Source organism: Janthinobacterium sp. SUN033 (genome assembly GCF_030397595.1).
In the GTDB taxonomy this organism is placed as follows: Bacteria; Pseudomonadota; Gammaproteobacteria; order Burkholderiales; family Burkholderiaceae_D; genus Janthinobacterium; species Janthinobacterium kumbetense.
The window spans coordinates 21,142-40,515 of sequence record NZ_JAPQNV010000009.1 but is presented as its reverse complement, the minus strand read 5'-3'; the positions used below and the strand labels follow the sequence as shown (position 1 = coordinate 40,515).

Below are 19,374 nucleotides of genomic sequence, written 5' to 3'. Positions count from 1 at the left end.
GCGAGGCTAGCCTCAGGCTTTCAGCATGCCGTCGATGGCCACGCGCAGCAAGCGGCCCGCTTCGGCAATCTGTTCGTCCGAGACGATCAGGGCCGGCGCCAGGCGCACCACGTCCATGCCGGCGATCAGCACCATCAAGCCTTGCGCTTCGGCTGCTTTCTGGATGTCTTTCGCGCGGCCCTTGAAGGCATCGGTAACTACCAGGCCCAGCAGCAAACCGCTGCCGCGCACGACGGAGAACACTTGCGGGTAATCCGTGATCAAGCCTTGCAGCATGGCGATGGTGTTGACGCTCGCTTCTTTCACGCGCGCCAGGAACGCCGGCGTGTTGATCGTTTCCAGCACGGTCAGGGCCACGGTGGCGGCCAGCGGGTTGCCGCCGTAAGTGGTGCCGTGGGTGCCGACGGCCAGGGTTTGCGCCAGTTCATTCGTGGTCAGCATGGCGCCAATCGGGTAGCCGTTGCCCAGCGCCTTGGCGGCCGTCAGGATGTCCGGCGTGACGCCGTAGCCCATGTAGGCGAACAACGCGCCAGTGCGGCCCATGCCGCTCTGGACTTCGTCGAAAATCAGCAGGGCGTCCGTCTTGTCGCACAGGGCGCGCAGCTCCTTGAGGAATTCCGGATTGCCTGGCACCACGCCGCCTTCGCCTTGTACCGGCTCGACGATCACGGCGCACACGTCATCGCCGATGGCGGCGCGCGCCGCTTCGATGTCGTTGTAGGCGATGTGGTCGATCGACGGCGGCAGCGGCTCGAAGCCTTCCGTGTACTTGGCCTGGCCGCCGACGGAGACCGTAAACAGGGTGCGGCCGTGGAAGGAGCTGAAGCACGAGATGATGCGCGACTTGTGCGCGCCAAACTTGGTGTGCGCATACTTACGCGCCAGTTTCAGGGCCGCTTCGTTGGCTTCCGCGCCCGAGTTGCAGAAGAAGGCGCGGTCGGCGAAGGTCGCTTCCGTCAGGGCCAGCGCCAGGCGCAGGACAGGCTCGTTGGTGTAGCCGTTGCCCAAATGCCACAAATTATTGATTTGCTTGGTCAGCACGTCGACCAGGGCCGGATGGCAATGACCCAGGCTGTTGACGGCGATGCCGGAGGTGAAATCGAGGTAATGCTTGCCTGACTGGTCCCACAGATCCAGGCCGGAACCGCGCACGGGCACCATGGCAGCAGGGGCGTAGGTAGGAACGAGGACCTGGTCAAAGGTTTCCCGGGTGACTGGACGAGCCGTTACGGTCGAATCAAGCTTGGCATTCATAGCATTTCCCCATCAATATGTTAGGTACTCCGCAGCTACGACAGCTACGTGTGTACTGCATTATAAAAAGCGGGATGCTAAAACTCTTTTGAATCTGCGACAAGGATTTTCACAATTCATCACAGCCGGACTTGCCTTGATCAAGCTGGGGGCATCAGCTTGCGCTGCCGCTCTTCGCGCGGGGTATTGCCAAACAGGGTGCCAAACGCCGTGGAAAAGTGCGAGCCGGAGGAAAAGCCGCACATCAGGCCCACTTGCACGATGGAATAATGTGTATCAAGCAATAGTTGCCTGGAACGTTGCAGGCGCAGTTCCAGGTAGTAGCGCGACGGCAGGCTGCCCAGGTATTGCTTGAACAGCCGCTCGAGCTGGCGCCGCGACAGGCCCACCAGGCTGGCGATGTCATCGGTCGACAGCGGCTCCTCGATATTGGCTTCCATCAAGGTCACCGCTTCGGACAATTTCGGCTGCAGCACGCCGAAGCGCGCCTGCAGGGCCACGCGCTGGCGCTCTTCCTTGCCGCGTACCTTGTCCACGCACAACGCTTCCTTGACGAGCGCCTGCACGTCGGCGCCAAAGATGGTCTCGATCAGGGTCAGCGAAAAGTCGATGCTGGCCGCGCCGCCGCAGCAGGTAACGTGCGGACCGTCGATGTCGAACAGGTGCGGCGTCAGGATGGCCCGTTCGGCCTTCGCTTCCGCATCGGCATACAAGGCCCAGGGCAAGGCGATGCGCACGCCATCCATGACGCCCGCGTCGGCCAGCCACAGCACGGCAGCGCCCACGCCGCCCCAGAATGGCGCCGAGCGACAGCGTTCGATCACGGCCCGGCACAGCTCGACGTGCAGCGGCGCCTCCGTTTCATCGGCCACCAGCAGTGCGATATGCCAGTTGCCGCCCTGCGCGGCCACCTGTTCCGGCGTGCGCACGTCCAGCTGCAGGGCTTCCGGTCCCAGCGCCCGCGCGCACAGGCGCAGCGGCTGCACCAGGCCTGCCCAGGTAATCGACTCGGCATCGCCGGCATGGACCAGCAGCAAACGCAGCGGTTTGTCGAGGCCGATACGGGAAAGATTAGCGAAGGACATCGGCGAGGCGGGCCAGGGGCAAGGGCTGAGTTGCCCACATGATACCGGACTTCCGCCCCATCGAGCCCCTCATGCAAGGGCACATCCTGGCGCGGCGGAAAAAAGCGGGGCGGAAGGATATAATCCCCCCCATGGGTGAACGATATTTAAAAAGTATCCGGCTGCTGGCCGAATGCATGCAAGGCTTCGAGCGGTTTTCTGGCGACTTCGTGCGCCAGTACGGCTTGACGCATGCGCAATTCGACATCCTCGCCACGCTCGGCAACACCTGTGGCATGTCCTACAAGGAACTGGGCCAGAAAACCCTGATCACCAAGGGTACCTTGACGGGCGTGGTGGACCGGCTGGAACAAAAGGGGCTGGTGATCCGTGAACGTTGTCCACGCGACAAGCGTTCCTATTACGTGCGCCTGAGCTGCGAGGGCGAACACGTGTTCCATGACGTGTTCCCCAAACTGACAAAACAGGGGCAGCGCCTGTTCGACGGCTATACCGAAGACGATTTCATGCGGTTGGAAACCACCCTGGCGGGCTTGAAGCACGCCATCGCCAACGGCCACGGCTGACCATACACCAAGCATAGACATTCAAACAAGACAAAGGAAACCAAGTTGAAAACCACACTGCTCGAAGGCAAAAAGCCCGCTCATTTCGATAAACACATCATCGGCAACCTGCTGCTCAACGCCAGCACGCCGGAACTGGTGCGCCAGGAAAAACTGATCATCGGCGTGCGCAACGAAGACGGCGAAATCTACCGCCTGATCGGCGCCACCAAGCACAACAGCTTCATGAACGCCGTCGAGGAATTGTTCGACCTGGGCCTGACGGATGAACTGGAAGACAGCGACGAGCTGGTTGAAGGCTGTGACGCCATCTTCAGCGAAGCTCTGTAGTAGCACTGAACAGGACCTGCTGCGCGGTGCGCTTTGCGGCCGGCGATGCTCACCGGCTCGGCGCCCCCGTACTAAAGTACGGTTGCGCTTCTCGGCCACAAATCCCATCCGCTCGCGATGGTCCTGTCCAGCGCCGTGACGAACGCTGTCGTTAGAAAAAAGGCATGCCACCGATACAGGGGCATGCCTTTTTTCGCTTCCGGGGCATTTGCTTGCCTTTTGCCAAGCTGTTTGCGAAAAGATCACGGTTAAAAAGTTCCGTACGGAAATATTGGGAGTATAATTTTTTCAATGAACAGACTCGACGCCTTTAAAAGCATCGCCGCACAAGCCGCTCGTGGCGAGCTGACCTTTCCTGCCAATGTGGACGCTTCGCTCAAGCTGCAAGAGGCGCTGGCCGATCCCGACTGCCATATCGAGGCCGCTGCCAAGCTGGTGCAGGCTGACCCGCTGCTGGCCGCGCGCACGGTGGCCATCGCCAATTCCGTGGCGTTCAACCGTTCCGGCAATGAAATCACCAGCGTGCGCAACGCCGTGCAACGGCTCGGCGTGCGTACCCTGCAGTCGGTGGTGGCATCGCTGATCGTGCGCCAGCTGGGCAGCACCATCACTGATCCCGTGCTGCAAGCGAAGGCCAACCAGTTGTGGGAGCATACGGCCCACGTGGCGGCCCTGTCGCAGGTACTGGCCCGCCGCGTCACCAAGGTGGACCCCGATACGGCCCTGTTTGCCGGCATCATGCATGAAGTGGGCGGCTTTTATCTGCTGTCGCGCGCGGCCGAATTCCCCGGCATCCTCGACGGCGAACCGGAGGACTGGGTCGAACATGGCGAACAAGCGATCGGCCATGGCGTCCTGACCAAACTGAAGGTGCCGGAAGCGGTGATGGGCGCCATCGATGCGCTGTGGGAAGGCTTGCGCGCCATCCCGCCCGAATCGCTGGGCGATACCCTGCTGCTGGCGAATGACCTGGCGCCCGTCTCGTCGCCCCTCAACGAAAGCCCGGCCGCCATCGCCGTACGGGCCGCCCGCGCCGCGCGCAGCATCGATTGCCTGATCGGCGACGATGCTACCTTGTCGAGCATCATGGAAGAATCGGACGATGAAGTGCAGTCGCTGCTGAAGGTGCTCGTGCACTAGCCTGCCGGCTTGCTGGCCGCTGGCGGCGGTGCCGCCGGCTTGACCGTGTCGACGATCAGCACATGCTTGTCCATGGCCTTCATTCCCTGCTTTTGCTGGACGACTTGCGTGGCAACCGCCTTGGTACTCAACAGGGGTTTCGGATGGCGTGGCATGAACATGGCGTACCTGCTGGCAGTGGGAGAGGCCCCATATGTGCAGCAAGTATCAAATTATCAAGCCACCCTCAAACACCGGACAAAAAAAACCCGCTCGAAAGCGGGTAAAGTCCAAAGCTAGGGATGTCCTGAAAGAGACAGCCCTATCTTATGCCGTGCGCCGCGCCAGCTCCGTGCGCTGGCACACTTAGCGCGCAGATTATCCCGGCGATAGCTGCACGTCCGTTTCCTGCCAGGCGCGCAGCTGCCGCACGCGGGCAAACCACGTCTGGATATGCTGGTACTGCGCCAGCGGCAGCCGCACGGCCTCGCTGTACATGAGCGGCGCGGCCACGGCGAAATCGGCCAGGGTCACATCTTCTCCGCTGAGCCAGCCGCGTCCCGCCAGATGCGCGTCCAGCACCACGGCGCATTCATGCAGATCGCGCTCGCCGCGCGCCTCCTCCAGCGGATCCGCCGGACCATTGCCCGTCATGCCCTTCCAGGCGCGTTCCCAGGCCAGCACGCTGATGGCGGGCGCGAAGTGCTGCGCGGCCCAGAACAGCCACCGGTTGACGTCGGCGCGGGCTTGCGGCGCCTGCGGATAAATCGTCTGGCCCGGCATCTGCTCGGCCAGGTATTGCATGATGGCGCACGATTCCCACAGCAGGAAAGCGCCATCGGCCAGCACGGGCACCTTGCCGTTCGGGTTCAGCTCGGCGAGGCGGCGGCGGTCGTCCGCATTCATCAGGTCGACTTCCGCCAGTTCCAGAGGCAAGCCGAGGTGGATCGCCGTCATCAAGGCACGGCGGGCATTCGAGGACATGGGGTGGTGGTACAGGCGCATGATGGATGGCTCCGGTGAGTGAAGAAGCCACCATCGTAGGCCCAGGCACTGACAGTTTTTGTCAGGAGCGCAAATCAGGATTCAGGATCGATATCATGCGCCTTGCGCCAGGCATCCAGCAGCACATGGCGCCGCGTGGGATAGCGTTCGTCATGCTGCTGCACGCTGGCGATGCGGTCGATGCGGAAATGCCGGTAATCGCCGCGCAGCTCGCACCACGCGGCCAGCAGGCGCTTGCCTTCGAAAAACGCCAGGGCAAACGGCCACACCGTGCGCGAGGTGGCGCTGCCATGCTCATCCTGGTAGCCCAGGGTGAGCTTCTGTTCGTAGCGGATGGCCTCGCGCACGGGCTGCACGTAGCGGTCGGCCGGCTGCGTGCCATCGGCGGGGCGCCCCAGCGGCACCCACAAGCTGGTCTCGGCCATGCTGTCGCGCAAGTCGCGCGGCGAGGCGGCCGCGATCTTGGCCAGGGCATTGCTGGCCGCCTGCGCCAGGCCGGCATCGCCCTGCCGGCGCACCCAGCGCGCGCCCAGCACCAGCGCTTCCAGTTCATCGGCGCCAAACATCAGCGGCGGCAAGAAGGCGCCACGGCGCAGCACATAACCGATGCCGGCCTCGCCCTGCAGGGGGGCGCCCAATTCGGCCAGGGTCTGGATATCGCGATAAATCGTGCGCTCGGAAACGCCCAGCTGCTGCGCCAGCTGGGCCGCCGTGACGGGCACGCGCCTGGCGCGCATGGCGTCCATCAGCAGGAACAGGCGGCCGCTGCGGCTCATGGACAGGCCTGCAAAACCTGGTCGCCCATGACCAGGGCCGACAGGGCCGGCACGTACAGATAGCCGTCGGACGCCAGGCGCGCCGCGCGCGTCCCCTCTTGCACGCCGGCGATGCCGTAGCAGCGCTGCAGCCGGGCGGCGGCTGGCCACCAGTAGACGGCCGCCTCCTGGTCGGGAAAGCGCTGGCGCACGCTCTCGGCCTGCGCTGCCACTTGCCGAAAATCGCGGTAAAAGGCGGGCGCAATGCCCAGCTCCGCGGCAAACGCCGTTTCCAGCGCTGCCGTCTCTGCCAATTGGGCCGCCAGCGCCGCCGTTTCACGGTCAAGCGCATCGGCAGGCACGCCCGCCTCGATCAGGCTGCGGCGCATGCGCTCCGGGCCGGCCTGCGCGCGCAGGAACGCCGATTCCTGCAGCGCCAGCACGGCGCCGGCGGGGATGTGCATATGGCGCGCGGCCGGGAAGACGTACAGGGCGCAGCTGCCCGCGCAGACGGTGTCGATGGCGATACGCCATTGCTGCTGGCGCAGATAGCGGCCCAGTTGCATGGCCGCCTGCGGGTCGCCTGCATCGCTATTGACGCGCAACAGCGTGGTGCCTGGCGCTGCCAACCCTTGCAGCTTGGCCACGTCGCCCGCGGCGATCGGGCCGCGCATGGCGATGCTATCACTGCCAGTGCGGCTGAAATCGGCGGCGCCGGCCAGCGCCGTCATGCCCGCCATCAAACCTACCCATAAAAAACGCTTCATCGTCATCCGCCATAAAAAAAACGACCACCGCAAACGGTGATCGTTCTTCATTCGACCTGCAAAAAACCCTGCGCTTACACCACGGCGCCGTCGGTTTCGTCTTTTTCCTTGACCGGCTTGATCAAGTCTTCGCGCTTGACGCCCAGCCACATGGCGATCGAGGCCGCGACGAACACGGAGGAGTAAATACCGAAGCAGATACCGATGGTCAGCGCCAGCGCGAAGTGGTGCAGGGTCTGGCCGCCGAAGACCAGCATCGACAGCACCATCATCTGGGTGGAACCGTGGGTGATGATGGTACGCGAAATGGTGCTGGTGATCGCGTTGTCGATCACTTCATGCACGGAAGCCTTGCGCTGCTTGCGGAAGTTTTCGCGGATACGGTCAAAGATCACCACCGATTCGTTGACGGAATAACCGAGCACCGCCAGGATGGCCGCCAGCACCGTCAGCGAGAATTCCCACTGGAAGAAGGCAAAGAAGCCCAGGATGATGACCACGTCATGCAAGTTGGCGATAATCGCCGACACGGCGTATTTCCATTCGAAGCGCACGGCCAGGTAGATCATCACAAACACGACAACCATCACCAGCGCGTTCAAGCCGTTCTGCGTCAGTTCCTCGCCCACTTGCGGGCCGACGAATTCGACTTTCTGCAGCACCAGCGCTTCGTTGCCGGCAGGGTCCACGCAGGCGGTCTTGATGACGTGCTCGCCCTTGTCGGTGACCGTATCGATACCCTTGGTCGTGCCTTGCTCGGCCTTGCACAGCGTTTCAAACACGCGCTGCGAGGTATTCGCGGCAGTCACGCCCTTTTCCACCGGCAGGCGTATCATCACGTCGCGCGCCGTATCGAAGCTGGTCACGCCCGGCTCTTCATAGCCGAGGCCGATCAGGGTGCCGCGTATGCCTTCAAGGTTGGCCGCTTTCGGGTATTTGACCTCCATCAGGGTGCCGCCCTTGAATTCCACGGACAGGTGCAAGCCCTTGTGGAACAAGAAGAAGACGGCGGCAATGAAGGTCACGGCCGAAATGACGTTGAAAATCAACGCATGGCGCATGAAGGGAATATCTTTTTTGATCCGGAAAAATTCCATGAAATCCTCTGAGTTCTGTTCTGTGCGTCCGGCGGCTGGGCTGCCGGACGCTATCGCTGTTGACGCTATTCGGTAAGTCGGAGCCCTGGCTTATTTGCTGGTGCCCGGTACCCAGACCGTGCCGATCGACAAGGTCGTCAGCTTTTTCTTGCGGCCATACCAGAGGTTGACCACGCCGCGCGAGACGAAAACGGAGGAGAACATCGAGGTCAGGATCCCCAGGCAATGTACGACGGCAAAGCCGCGCACCGGGCCGCTGCCGAAGGCCAGCAGCGCCAGGCCGACGATCAGGGTGGTCACGTTCGAATCGAGAATCGTGGCCCAGGCGCGGTCGAAGCCGGCGGCGATCGCCGCTTGCGGCGTATTGCCGGCGCGCAGCTCTTCGCGGATACGTTCATTGATCAGCACGTTGGCGTCAATCGCCATGCCCAGCGCCAGCGCGATAGCGGCGATACCTGGCAAGGTCAGCGTCACCTGTATCATCGACAGCAAGCCGACCAGCAGCAGCAGGTTGGTGGCCAAGGCCAGTACGCTGAAGGCGCCGAACAGCATGTAGTAGGCGATCATGAAGATGGCGATGGCAATGAAGCCGTACAGGGTCGAGTGGAAGCCCTTGGCGATGTTTTCCGCGCCCAGCTGCGGTCCGATCGTGCGTTCTTCGATGACGGTCATCGGTGCGGACAGAGCGCCCGAGCGCAACAGCAGCGCCAGTTCATTCGCGTTTTCCGCGCCGCCCATGCCGGTGATCTGGAAGCGCGAACCGAGTTCCTGCTGGATGGTCGCAACCGACAGCACTTCCGGCTTGCCTTTTTCAAACAGCACGATGGCCATGCGCTTGCCGACGCGCTCGCGCGTCGCTTCGCGCATCTTGCGTCCGCCGTCGCCATTCAGGTCGATCGACACGGCCGCTTGCTGATTCTGGTCGAAGCTGGCCGTGGCGCTGGAGATATAGTCGCCCGTCAGGATCACGTCTTTCGCCAGCACGACAGGGACGCCCTTGCCGACGGTGAACAGTTCCGAGTTGAACGGGATGGCGCTCGACAGTTCGGTGCCAGGCACGATGGTTTCATCGACCAGGCGCACTTCCAGAGTCGCCGTGCGGCCGATGATGGCCTTCGCGCGGGCCACGTCCTGCACACCAGGCAATTGCACCACGATGCGGTCAGGACCTTGCTGCTGGATCAGCGGCTCGGCCACGCCCAGCTCGTTGACGCGCTTGGACAGGGTGGAGATATTCTGTTTGACGCCTTCGTCGATGGTTGCCTTCAGGGCCGCCGGTTTCAGGGTGATGTTCAGTTTCAAATCGCTGCCTTCGCCCGCATCGACGAACGCCAGTTCCGTCATCTGGTCGGACAGGACATTTTTTGCCTTCAGGCGCGTCTCGGCGTCACGGAAGTTGATTTGCACGCTGTCGCCCACGCGCTCGATGCCCGCATGGCGGATATTCTTGTCACGCAACACGCTACGCGCGGCGGACTGGACGCCCTGGACTTTCTTGTTCAGTACGGCTTTCGCATCGACCTGCATCAGGAAGTGCACGCCACCGCGCAAATCCAGGCCCAGGAACATGGGCAAGGCATGCAATTTTTGCATCCACATTGGGGTATTGGCTTGCAGGTTGACCGTCACGATGAACGCGGGATCGGTGGAATCGGGGTTCAGATCCTTTTCCAGCACCAGTTTTGCCTTGAACTGGGTATCGGGATCGGCAAAACGCACGCGCACGGAGGCGAGATTGCCGGCGCCATCCATGGTGACACCTTCCGACTTGACGTTCTCTTTCGTCAATATTTGCTCGACTTGCGTCATCAGCTCGCCCGTCACTTTGACGGTCGACTTGCCGCTGGTTACTTGCAGCGCCGGTGACTCACCGAAATAGTTGGGCGCCGTATAGAGTGCGCCCAGCAATAAGGCGACGACGATGATGATGTATTTCCAGGCAGGATAGCGATTCATAGTGATTCAGCGTTCAGTGTTGAGCGTCGGAGGCGTCGCGAGGGGCGGCCGATAGCCGCCCCGGATCTATCATTGCCAAGGCAATGACAGCGAGGAATTACAGCGCCTTCAGGGTGCCTTTAGGCAGCAAGGTGGTGATGGAACTCTTTTGCACCGTGATTTCGGTGCCGGCCGCCACTTCGATGGTGACGTAAGCGTCCACTACCTTGGAAACACGGCCCAGCATGCCGCCGGCGGTGACGACTTCGTCACCCTTGGCCAGCGCGTCCATCATCGCCCGTTGTTCTTTGGCGCGTTTTTGCTGTGGGCGGATCATCAGGAAATACATGACCACGAACATCAATACCAGCGGCAGGAAGCTGGTCAGGTTGCCGCCGAGGCCCAGGGCTTCGGTTGGGGCTTGCGCATAAGCGTTGGAAATGAAAAACACGGTGACTCCAGTTCTAATCAGTTTGAAAAAATAGCGCTGTATTCTAGCATTGGCTATACGTCATAACCCGAATTGCAGGCATGGCAACTTTAAATGGGGCTAAAAAAGCATTATGCAATGCTTTATCGCCCCAGTCCAAGCACCAATACACAAAACTTCCGGCCATGCCGCAGCCAGGACTCAAGCTAAGCTTTTCTTAAGTTCCGCGTGCGCGTTCCGCATGGAATTGCAGGGTAAACGCGTGGAAACGGTCTTCGTCCAGCGCCTCGCGCATCTGACGCATCAAGTCCAGGTAGTAATGCAGGTTGTGGATGGTGTTCAGGCGCGCACCGAGGATTTCCTTGGAGCGATGCAAATGGTGCAGGTACGCGCGCGAGAAATTGCGGCAGGCGTAGCAGCTGCAGGTCTCGTCCAGCGGCGCCTGGTCTTCCTTGTACTTGGCGTTCTTGATCTTGATGTCGCCAAAACGGGTAAACAGCCAGCCATTGCGGGCGTTACGCGTCGGCATGACGCAGTCGAACATGTCGATGCCGTTCGATACGCCCGCGACCAGGTCTTCCGGCGTACCCACGCCCATCAGATAATGCGGCTTGTTGGCCGGCAAGCGCGGACCCACGTGGGCCAGCATGCGCATCATGTCTTCCTTCGGCTCGCCGACGGACAGGCCGCCGATGGCGATGCCGGGGAAATCGATCTCTTCCAGCTTGGCCAGCGACTCGTCGCGCAGCATTTCGAACATGCCGCCCTGCACGATGCCAAACAGCGCATTCGGGTTTTCGCCGCGGTGGAATTCATCCTTCGAGCGCTGCGCCCAGCGCAGCGACATGCGCATGGACTTGGCCGCTTCCTCGATGGTGGCCGGACGGCCCTGGATTTCGTACGGCGTGCATTCGTCGAACTGCATGACGATGTCGGAATTCAAGACGCGCTGCACCTGCATCGACACTTCCGGCGAGAGGAACAATTTATCGCCATTGATGGGCGAATTGAAATGCACGCCCTCTTCCGTGATCTTGCGCATGGCGCCCAGCGAAAACACCTGGAAGCCGCCCGAATCCGTCAGGATCGGCTTGTTCCAGCCCATGAAACCGTGCAAGCCGCCGAATTTCTCCATGACGGTGTTGCCTGGACGCAACCACAGGTGAAACGTGTTACCCAGGATGATCTGCGCGTCGATCTCGTTGAGTTCCAGCGGCGACATGGCCTTCACGGAACCGTAAGTGCCCACTGGCATGAAGATCGGCGTCTGCACGATGCCATGGTTGAGTTTCAAGGTGCCGCGGCGTGCCTTGGTCAGGCCGCTCGTGTCGGTCTTGAGTAGTTTAAATTCCAGCATGTCAGTCTTTCACGGGAGTATCAAGGTTCAGCGCAGCGCGCGATTGCGTGGTGAGCAGCATCGCGTCGCCATAGCTGAAGAAACGGTAATTCTGCGCGATCGCATGCGCGTAGGCGCTGCGGATCGGCTCATAGCCGGCAAAGGCCGACACCAGCATCAGCAGGGTCGACTTCGGCAAATGGAAGTTGGTGATCAGGCGCGTTACCGTTTTAAATGCATAGCCGGGCGTGATGAACAGGGCCGTATCGGCGCTGCCCGCCACCAGCTGGCCGCTTTGCGAGGCCGATTCCAGCGCGCGCAGGCTGGTCGTGCCGACGGCCACCACGTCGCGCCCGGCAAGTTGGGCGGCGCGCACGGCGTCGACGGTTTCCTGCGGCATGGTGTACCACTCGGTATGCATCTTGTGTTCGGCCAGCACTTCCGTGCGCACGGGCTGGAAGGTACCGGCGCCCACGTGCAGGGTCACATAGGCAAAGTTGACGCCCTTCGCTTTCAGCTGGTCGAGCAAGGCCTGGTCAAAATGCAGGCCGGCCGTCGGTGCCGCCACGGCGCCGGGCACCTTGTTGAACACGGTCTGGTAGCGCGTTTCGTCAAATTCGTCCGCATCGTGCTCGATATAGGGCGGCAGCGGCAAACGGCCATGCGCCTCGATCAGCTCGAACACGTCGGCGTCGAAGTGCAGCGTAAAAAATTCGCCGGCGCGCTGGCCGACGGTCACGTCGAAGGCATCGGCCAGGCGGATGCGACAACCGGGCGGCGGCGACTTCGAGGCGCGCACCTGAGCCAGCACGGTGCGGTCGTCCAGCACGCGCTCGACGAGCGCCTCAATCTTGCCGCCGCTTTCCTTGACGCCGAAGAAGCGCGCTTTGAGCACGCGCGTATCGTTCATCACCAGCAGGTCGCCCGCCTGCAACAGCCCGACGATATCGGCAAAGCTGCGGTCAACCAGGGCGTCGCCGTCCAGATGCAACAGGCGCGAGGCGCTGCGCTCGGCCAACGGAGTTTGCGCAATGTTTTCTTGCGGCAAATTAAAATCGAAATCGGAAAGCGAATACATGCGTTTTGCTTCAAAAGTACGTCAAAAATGATTAGGAGTGCGCAATGGAACATCTGGCACTATACTGTGCGCCTATACAGGCATTACAATAATCCGCCGCAACAACTACGACTGCGGTACGCACAGGGTGTGCCGGACAACCCTCTATTTTACGCTAGCGGCACCAAAACCTTGCATATGTCCGATCCAAAGCCCGATCTTCCTCCCGCAGCCAAGCCCGCCGCGAAGCCGAAAGCCGCCAAAAAAGTGGTCAGCACGGAAAGCCGGCTGGCCAAACTGGGCTTGCGCACGGATATGGACCTGGTGCTGCACCTGCCGATGCGCTACGAGGATGAAACCAAGGTCTACACGATACGCGACGCCTGCCTGCGCGGCGGCGAGTCGTGGCAAGTCGAGGGTATCGTCACCAAGTGCGAAGTCAATTTCAAGCCGCGCAAGCAATTGCTGGTGACGATCGCCGATGAAACGGGCAATTTGTTGCTGCGCTTCATGAATTTTTATGGCAGCCAGGTCAAGCAACTGGCCGAAGGCACGCGGGTACGCGCGCGCGCAGAACTCAAACACGGCTTCTTCGGCGCCGAGATGGTGCACCCGACGTATAAGGTGGTCAACGAAGGCGCGCCGCTGCCCACAGCCCTGACGCCCGTGTACCCGTCCGGCGAAGGCCTGTCGCAGCACGTGCTGCGGCGCGAAATCGCCGACGCCATGCGCCGCATCGACTGGCAAGACACCTTGCCCGATCATCTGCTGCGCGACATGCAGCTGTCGCCGTTCCGCGCCGCCGTGCACCTGCTGCACTATCCGCCGCAGGATATCGATGAAAGCGCGCTGATGGACCGCTCGCACCCGGCCTGGGTGCGCATGAAGTTCGATGAACTGCTGGCGCAGCAGCTGTCGCTCAAACGCGCCCAGCGCGCGCGCCGCTCGAAAGGCGCCGCCTCGCTGCCCGTCGTCGGGACTTTATCGAACGCCTTCGGCACCGCCCTGCCCTTCAAGCTGACGGGTGCGCAGGCGCGCGTGCTCGAGGAAATCCGCGCCGACCTGCGCCAGCCCTACCCGATGCAGCGCCTGCTGCAAGGCGACGTCGGCAGCGGCAAGACGGTCGTCGCCGCCCTGTCGGCCACGCAAGCCATCGACAGCGGCTACCAGGCCGCGCTGATGGCGCCCACGGAGATACTGGCCGAGCAGCACTTCCGCAAGATCGCCGCCTGGATGGAACCGCTGGGTGTGAAGGTGGCCTGGCTGACGGGTAGCCTGAAGAAAAAAGAAAAGACGGCGGCGCTGGCCCTGATCGAATCGGGTGAAGCGCAACTGGTGATCGGCACGCATGCGCTGATCCAGGACAATGTGCTGTTTGCCAAACTGGGCCTGGTCATCGTCGACGAGCAGCACCGCTTCGGCGTGGGCCAGCGCCTGACCCTGCGCAACAAGGGCGACAGCGCGGCCGTGCCGCACCAGCTGATGATGTCGGCCACGCCGATTCCGCGCACCCTGGCCATGACGTATTACGCCGACCTGGAAGTGTCGGTGATCGACGAGCTGCCGCCGGGCCGCAGTCCCATCGTCACGCGCGCCATCGACCAGAACCGCCGCGACGAAGTCATCGCCCGCGTGTATGCGGCCGCGCTGGAAGGCCGGCAGGTGTACTGGGTCTGCCCGCTGATCGAGGAATCGGAAGCGCTGCAGCTGCAGACGGCCACCGACACCTACATGATGCTGGCCGAAGCCCTGCCCGCGCTGCAGGTGGGCCTCGTGCACGGCCGCCTGAAGCCGGCGGAAAAGCAGGAAGTGATGGACGCCTTCATCGCCGGGCATATCCACGTGCTGGTGGCCACCACCGTCATCGAAGTGGGCGTCGACGTGCCGAACGCCTCGCTGATGGTGATCGAGCACGCCGAGCGCTTCGGCTTGTCGCAGCTGCACCAGCTGCGCGGCCGCGTGGGCCGCGGCACGGCGGCCAGCGTCTGCCTGCTGCTGTATCAGGGCCCCTTGGGCGGCGTGGCGCGCCAGCGTTTGATGACCATGCGCGAAACGACGGACGGTTTTGAAATCGCCCGCCGCGACCTGGAAATCCGCGGCCCCGGCGAATTTCTTGGCGCGCGCCAGTCCGGCCAGGCCATGCTGCGCTTCGCCGACCTGGAAACGGATCAATGGTTAGTAGATCAGGCGCGCGACGTGGCGCACGACCTGCTGCACGCCACCACGACGGCCGCCGCGGCCACCGTGGAAGCGCACCTGGCCCGCTGGCTGGGCGGGAAAGAGGAATTCCTGAAAGTCTAAGTACGCCCTACATGCACATCCAGAAGCGGTTCGCCAGATCCAGCATGAAGTCGGGCCGCAGATAGGCCAGGAAGACAAGAGCCAGCAGCGCGGCGCCAGCCAGGCGCCATAGCCATGTGCGCCAGCTGGCCATTACGCGGCCACCGCCACGCGCTTGACGGCGCGCTCGTCGATGGGCAGGTTGATCAGCGCGGCCAGCAGGCCCAGGCCGATGGTGATCATCCACACGATGTGGTAACTGCCCTGGTGCTCGTACAGATAGCCGCCCAGCCACGCGCCAAGGAAACTGCCCACCTGGTGCGAGAAGAACACCATCCCCGCCAGCATCGACAGATGCTTCACGCCGAAGATGCCGGCGATGATGCCGTTCGTCAGCGGCACGGTCGACAGCCACAGCACGCCCATGCCGGCGGCGAACAGGTACACGGACCACGCCGACAAAGGCGCCAGCAGGAACACGGTGATGACCACGGCGCGCGTCACGTAGATGGCCGACAGCAGGTAGCGCTTGGCGATCTTGCCACCGAGTTTGCCCGCATAGTAGGAGCCCACGATGTTGAACAGGCCGATCAGCGCCAGTGCCGTGACGGCGATATTCGGATTCATCAGGCCCTGGTCCTTCAGGTAGGCCGGCAAGTGCACGCCGATGAACACCAGCTGGAAGCCGCACACGAAATACCCTGCCAGCAGCAGCCAGAACGAACGGCTGGCGATGGCTTCGCTGAAGGCGGCGCCCACGCTTTGCTGCGGGCCGCCGGCGTGCGACACGGGCGGCTCGCGCAAGTAGAAGGCCATCGGGATCATGGCCAGCAGCACCAGCGCGGCCAGCACATAAAAGGCGTTTTGCCAGCCCACGGCGGAAATCAGTTGCTGCTCGACTGGCATCATCAGGAACTGGCCGAACGAGCCGGCCGCCGACGAGATGCCGAAGGCCCACGAGCGCTGCTCGGGCGGCGCGCTGCGGCCGATGATGCCGCTGATGGCGCCAAAGGCAGTGCAGGCCAGCGCCAGGCCGATGAAGATGCCGGAACCGACGATGAACAGCGTGGGCTGCGTCACGAGCGCCATCCACACCAGGCCCGCCATGTAGCTGATGGCGCCGACGATGACGACGCGCATGGTGCCGAAACGGTCGGCCGCCATGCCGGCGAACGGGCCGAAGACGCCCCACATCAGGTTTTGCATGGCCAGCGCCAGCGAATACGTTTCGCGCGTCCAGCCATTCGCTTGCGAGATCGGCTGCATCCAGAAACCCAGGCCATGGCGCACGCCCATCGCCAGGGTCAGCACGACGCCGCTGGCGATGAGGACGGTTTTCAGGCTGGGACGGGATGGGTGCAATGTCATGGGGTTCCTGTTCACGCCTGGTCGGCTCGGTACACGAGGCCGATCTGGCCACGCATGGTGTCAAGGTTGTGCATCAGCGCCACGCTGTCCGCATGCGGCATGACGGGACTTTCCAGCAAGCCGGCGCGGATGCATCGCATCGCTTCGATCGCCTCGTGCGCGTAGCCATTGCCCAGATGGGGCGCGGCGACGACACGGCGCTCGCCATCCATCGTTTCGACGATCAGGTGGTCGGGTTTGTAAAAACGGTTGGGCAGCCGAATCCGCCCCAGGCTGCCGGAAATGGTCATTTCCGTCGGCGTCTGCGCGCGCAGGCTGCAGGCGCAGGACGAGGTGCCCCCGCCCGCGTGCCGCAGCGAGAACACGACCTGCTCATCGACGCCTGTGGCGCCCATCTCGGCCAGCGCCTGTACCTGCGATACGGGGCCGAGGAAGAAGGCCGCCATCGACAGCGGATAGATGCCCACGTCGAGCAGCGCGCCGCCGCCGAGTTCGGGATTGAACATGCGGTGCTCGGGCGGGAAATTGGCGACAAAGCCGATGTCGGCCTGCACCTGCTGCAGCACACCGATTTCGCCGCTGGCGATGATGCGCTGCGCTTCCTGCACGGCGGGCAGGAAACGGCTCCACATGGCTTCCATCAAAAACAGTTTTTTGTCGCGTGCCATATCGACCACGGCCTGCGCTTCGCGCGCATTCATGGTGAACGGTTTTTCGCACACGACGTGCTTGCCGGCGGCCAGGCACAGCATGGCATTTTCAGCATGCAGGGTGTGCGGCGTGGCGATATAGATCACATCCACATCCGGGTCCATGGCCAGCGCCTGGTAGGAACCGTGGCAACGCTCGATGCCGAATTCGGTGCCGAAGGCCTGTGCGCCAGCCTCGCTGCGCGAAGCCACCGCCACCAGTTGCGCACCGGGCGCATCGCGCAAGCCATTGGCCATCGCGCGGGCGATCTTGCCGGTGCCGAGGATGCCCCAGCGGACGGTATTTTCCATGCTATTGCTCTCTTTCTGCGCCAGCCACCTTGCGCTTCGGGCGGAACACCGCCGCGTCATTGTAAAAATCGTCGTCCTGGCCCTCGCACCAGCCGGGCAAACCGAGCACGGGTAGCGGCGTGAAGTCCGCCGTAGTGAGGCCTTGTTGCGCCAGATCCTGCGCCACCCGCTCGTCGAGCCAGGCGCGGCGTGCCGCATCGTCCAGGGTGAAATAGGCGTCGCCGGCGAAGATCACGCGCGTATGCGCCGTGATGGCCTTGCGCGGCGCCACCAGTTTTTCCATCAGCGCGTGGCCGAACAGCCAGACCTCGGCGTCGCCGCCCGCGTCAAACTTGTCGCGCTGCGCAATGAACGCGCTGCGCCAGTCATGCCCGCGCAACGCCGCATCCAGCGCGCGCCCCGCATCGCTGTCGCGCAGCACCAGCAAGGCGGAATTTTCGTCAAAAATCGTCGCGCCGTCGCGTGCGGGACCACGCGATTTTCCCACGCCAGACAGGGCGATCTGCGCCGCCTGCAGCGCGTTCAATTGCCGCTTGATGCGCGGGAAGGTGAGCCACACGAGCGCGTTGAAAAAATCGTGCAGATTGTCGCGCGTGGGTACGCCGCCCGTCGCGCCAATGAACTCCTCGTAGGCGACGCCATCGGGCAGGTCCGCTTGCGGCACGAAAGCCAGCGGCAGACCGGAGGGATTGCGCAAGTCCAGCGCCCGTGCCCGACCGTTCAATGCAGCGATCACCGTGTCGCGCTGTAGGTCCAGCTGCCGTCGCGCCGGCAGCACCGTGGCAAACCAGGGACGGGTCCAGTCTATCGATGGCAGCATGGAGTATTTACACCATTTTCCAGTTAATCTGCTCGCCCGCATTGAGCGGAATCACATGGCTGTCGCCCAGTGGCAGCGAAGCCGGCAAGGTCCAGCTTTCGCGCTTCAGGGTGATGGTGTCCGTGTTGCGCGGCACGCCGTAGAAGGCGGGGCCGTGGAAGCTGGCGAACGCTTCCAGCTTGTCGAGCGCGCCGGCCCGTTCGAACGCTTCCGCATACATTTCCATCGCATGCAGGGCCGTGTAGCAGCCGGCGCAGCCGCAGGCCATTTCCTTGGCGCCTTGCGCGTGCGGTGCAGAATCCGTGCCGAGGAAGAAGCGCTCGTCGCCGCTGGCGGCCGCCGTCATCAGCGCCAGGCGATGCTCTTCGCGCTTGAGGATGGGCAGGCAGTAGTAATGCGGGCGGATGCCGCCCTTGAAAATCTCGTTGCGGTTGTACAGCAGATGGTGCGCAGTGATGGTGGCGGCGATGGGGCCTTCCGCTTCGGCCACGTACTGCGCCGCATCCTTGGTGGTGATGTGTTCGAACACGACGGACAGGGCCGGGAAGGCGCTGCGCAGCGGGCGCATCACGCGCTCGATGAAGACGGCTTCGCGGTCGAAAATATCGATTTCCGGATCCGTCACTTCGCCGTGCACGAGGAAGGGCATGCCCACTTCCTGCATCACTTCGAGCACCTTGTAGCAATTTTTCAAATCCGTCACGCCTAGGTCGGAATTCGTCGTGGCGCCGGCCGGATACAATTTGACGGCCTGCACGATGCCGCTATCCTGCGCGCGGCGGATTTCGTCGGGCAAGGTGTTGTTCGTCAAGTACAGCACCATCAGCGGATCGAAGTTCACGCCTTGCGGCACGGCGGCCAGGATGCGCTCGCGGTAGGCGCTAGCATCGGCCGTGGTGGTGACGGGCGGCTTCAGGTTCGGCATGACGATGGCGCGGCCGAACTGGCGCGCGCTGTGCGGCAGCACGCTGGCCATGACGGCGCCGTCGCGCAGATGCAAATGCCAGTCATCCGGACGGGTGATGGTGATGGAGGCTGGGGTGTGATCGAGTGTGGACATGGCGGCTGCTCTCAGGCGGTCATTGCGAATAGCGCCATTTTACCAGCCGCGGGGTCGTCCCGCCGGCCAGGATCACCTGTATGCGTGGCCTCCCGGACGGCAAAACGGC

20 protein-coding genes are annotated in these 19,374 nt (G+C 62.8%); 4 read left to right on the top strand and 16 right to left on the bottom strand.

The window, feature by feature from the left end:
* Positions 1-12: 12 nt before the first annotated feature.
* Together astC and OX460_RS27925 are read right to left on the bottom strand one after the other, a co-directional pair.
* Positions 13-1,254 carry an acetylornithine/succinylornithine family transaminase gene (gene astC, locus OX460_RS27930; protein ID WP_289900600.1) on the bottom strand — a complete coding sequence of 414 codons (1,242 nt, stop codon included), beginning with the start codon at positions 1,252-1,254 and terminating at the stop codon, positions 13-15.
* Between the two features lie 140 nt (positions 1,255-1,394).
* On the bottom strand, positions 1,395-2,339 hold the full coding sequence (locus tag OX460_RS27925; protein ID WP_289900599.1) for a helix-turn-helix domain-containing protein: 945 nt from the start codon (positions 2,337-2,339) through the stop codon (positions 1,395-1,397).
* Between the two features lie 131 nt (positions 2,340-2,470).
* On the opposite strand from OX460_RS27925, the gene OX460_RS27920 reads away from it, so the two are divergent.
* The 3 genes from OX460_RS27920 to OX460_RS27910 all read left to right on the top strand — a co-directional run bounded on the left by OX460_RS27920 (position 2,471) and on the right by OX460_RS27910 (position 4,375).
* Complete coding sequence (locus OX460_RS27920; protein ID WP_289900598.1) at positions 2,471-2,905, top strand: MarR family transcriptional regulator; 435 nt, start codon at positions 2,471-2,473, stop codon at positions 2,903-2,905.
* Between the two features lie 45 nt (positions 2,906-2,950).
* Positions 2,951-3,235 carry a hypothetical protein gene (locus tag OX460_RS27915; protein ID WP_070220679.1) on the top strand — a complete coding sequence of 95 codons (285 nt, stop codon included), beginning with the start codon at positions 2,951-2,953 and terminating at the stop codon, positions 3,233-3,235.
* Between the two features lie 291 nt (positions 3,236-3,526).
* On the top strand, positions 3,527-4,375 hold the full coding sequence (locus OX460_RS27910; protein WP_046684532.1) for an HDOD domain-containing protein: 849 nt from the start codon (positions 3,527-3,529) through the stop codon (positions 4,373-4,375).
* Here the strand turns inward: OX460_RS27910 and OX460_RS27905 are convergent.
* The 9 genes from OX460_RS27905 to queA all read right to left on the bottom strand — a co-directional run bounded on the left by OX460_RS27905 (position 4,372) and on the right by queA (position 12,757).
* Positions 4,372-4,536 carry a hypothetical protein gene (locus OX460_RS27905; protein ID WP_289900597.1) on the bottom strand — a complete coding sequence of 55 codons (165 nt, stop codon included), beginning with the start codon at positions 4,534-4,536 and terminating at the stop codon, positions 4,372-4,374. The two genes, OX460_RS27910 and OX460_RS27905, sit on opposite strands and share 4 nt — an antisense overlap.
* A 196-nt stretch (positions 4,537-4,732) precedes the next feature.
* Positions 4,733-5,359: a glutathione S-transferase family protein gene (locus OX460_RS27900; RefSeq protein WP_289900596.1), complete on the bottom strand. Its 627-nt coding sequence runs from the start codon at positions 5,357-5,359 to the stop codon at positions 4,733-4,735.
* A 74-nt stretch (positions 5,360-5,433) separates the two neighbouring features.
* Complete coding sequence (locus OX460_RS27895) at positions 5,434-6,135, bottom strand: YafY family protein (protein ID WP_251351343.1); 702 nt, start codon at positions 6,133-6,135, stop codon at positions 5,434-5,436.
* Positions 6,132-6,881, bottom strand: a complete 750-nt coding sequence (locus OX460_RS27890; RefSeq protein WP_251351344.1) for a hypothetical protein — start codon at positions 6,879-6,881, stop codon at positions 6,132-6,134. The genes OX460_RS27895 and OX460_RS27890 overlap by 4 nt, the downstream gene beginning before the upstream one ends.
* A gap of 74 nt (positions 6,882-6,955) precedes the next feature.
* On the bottom strand, positions 6,956-7,978 hold the full coding sequence (gene secF, locus OX460_RS27885) for a protein translocase subunit SecF (protein ID WP_099666210.1): 1,023 nt from the start codon (positions 7,976-7,978) through the stop codon (positions 6,956-6,958).
* A gap of 90 nt (positions 7,979-8,068) precedes the next feature.
* Positions 8,069-9,934 (bottom strand): protein translocase subunit SecD, encoded by a 1,866-nt coding sequence (secD, locus tag OX460_RS27880; RefSeq protein ID WP_251351345.1) that lies wholly within the window; start codon positions 9,932-9,934, stop codon positions 8,069-8,071.
* 97 nt (positions 9,935-10,031) lie between these two features.
* Positions 10,032-10,364: a preprotein translocase subunit YajC gene (gene yajC, locus OX460_RS27875; protein WP_077408845.1), complete on the bottom strand. Its 333-nt coding sequence runs from the start codon at positions 10,362-10,364 to the stop codon at positions 10,032-10,034.
* Between the two features lie 196 nt (positions 10,365-10,560).
* Positions 10,561-11,700 carry a tRNA guanosine(34) transglycosylase Tgt gene (gene tgt / locus OX460_RS27870; RefSeq protein ID WP_077408846.1) on the bottom strand — a complete coding sequence of 380 codons (1,140 nt, stop codon included), beginning with the start codon at positions 11,698-11,700 and terminating at the stop codon, positions 10,561-10,563.
* A 1-nt stretch (position 11,701) separates the two neighbouring features.
* Entirely contained in the window at positions 11,702-12,757 is a 1,056-nt protein-coding gene (gene queA, locus OX460_RS27865) for a tRNA preQ1(34) S-adenosylmethionine ribosyltransferase-isomerase QueA (RefSeq protein WP_289900595.1), read from the bottom strand.
* A gap of 177 nt (positions 12,758-12,934) precedes the next feature.
* Between queA and recG the strand changes: the two genes are divergently transcribed.
* The gene (gene recG, locus OX460_RS27860) at positions 12,935-15,037 is read left to right on the top strand and encodes an ATP-dependent DNA helicase RecG (protein ID WP_289900594.1); all 2,103 of its coding nucleotides are present in this window, start codon (positions 12,935-12,937) and stop codon (positions 15,035-15,037) included.
* Between the two features lie 7 nt (positions 15,038-15,044).
* Here the strand turns inward: recG and OX460_RS27855 are convergent, their stop codons facing one another.
* From OX460_RS27855 to pyrC, 5 genes are read right to left on the bottom strand one after another with little or no spacing between them, the layout of a single operon-like run.
* Positions 15,045-15,170, bottom strand: a complete 126-nt coding sequence (locus OX460_RS27855; RefSeq protein ID WP_255206293.1) for a hypothetical protein — start codon at positions 15,168-15,170, stop codon at positions 15,045-15,047.
* Positions 15,170-16,384, bottom strand: coding sequence for an MFS transporter (locus OX460_RS27850; protein ID WP_289900593.1), 1,215 nt, complete (start codon positions 16,382-16,384; stop codon positions 15,170-15,172). The genes OX460_RS27855 and OX460_RS27850 overlap by 1 nt, the downstream gene beginning before the upstream one ends.
* A gap of 11 nt (positions 16,385-16,395) precedes the next feature.
* The gene (locus tag OX460_RS27845; protein WP_289900592.1) at positions 16,396-17,385 is read right to left on the bottom strand and encodes a Gfo/Idh/MocA family oxidoreductase; all 990 of its coding nucleotides are present in this window, start codon (positions 17,383-17,385) and stop codon (positions 16,396-16,398) included.
* A 1-nt stretch (position 17,386) separates the two neighbouring features.
* Positions 17,387-18,205 (bottom strand): DUF3025 domain-containing protein, encoded by an 819-nt coding sequence (locus tag OX460_RS27840; protein WP_289900591.1) that lies wholly within the window; start codon positions 18,203-18,205, stop codon positions 17,387-17,389.
* 7 nt (positions 18,206-18,212) lie between these two features.
* Entirely contained in the window at positions 18,213-19,265 is a 1,053-nt protein-coding gene (gene pyrC, locus OX460_RS27835; protein ID WP_289900590.1) for a dihydroorotase, read from the bottom strand.
* Positions 19,266-19,374: the final 109 nt, after the last annotated feature.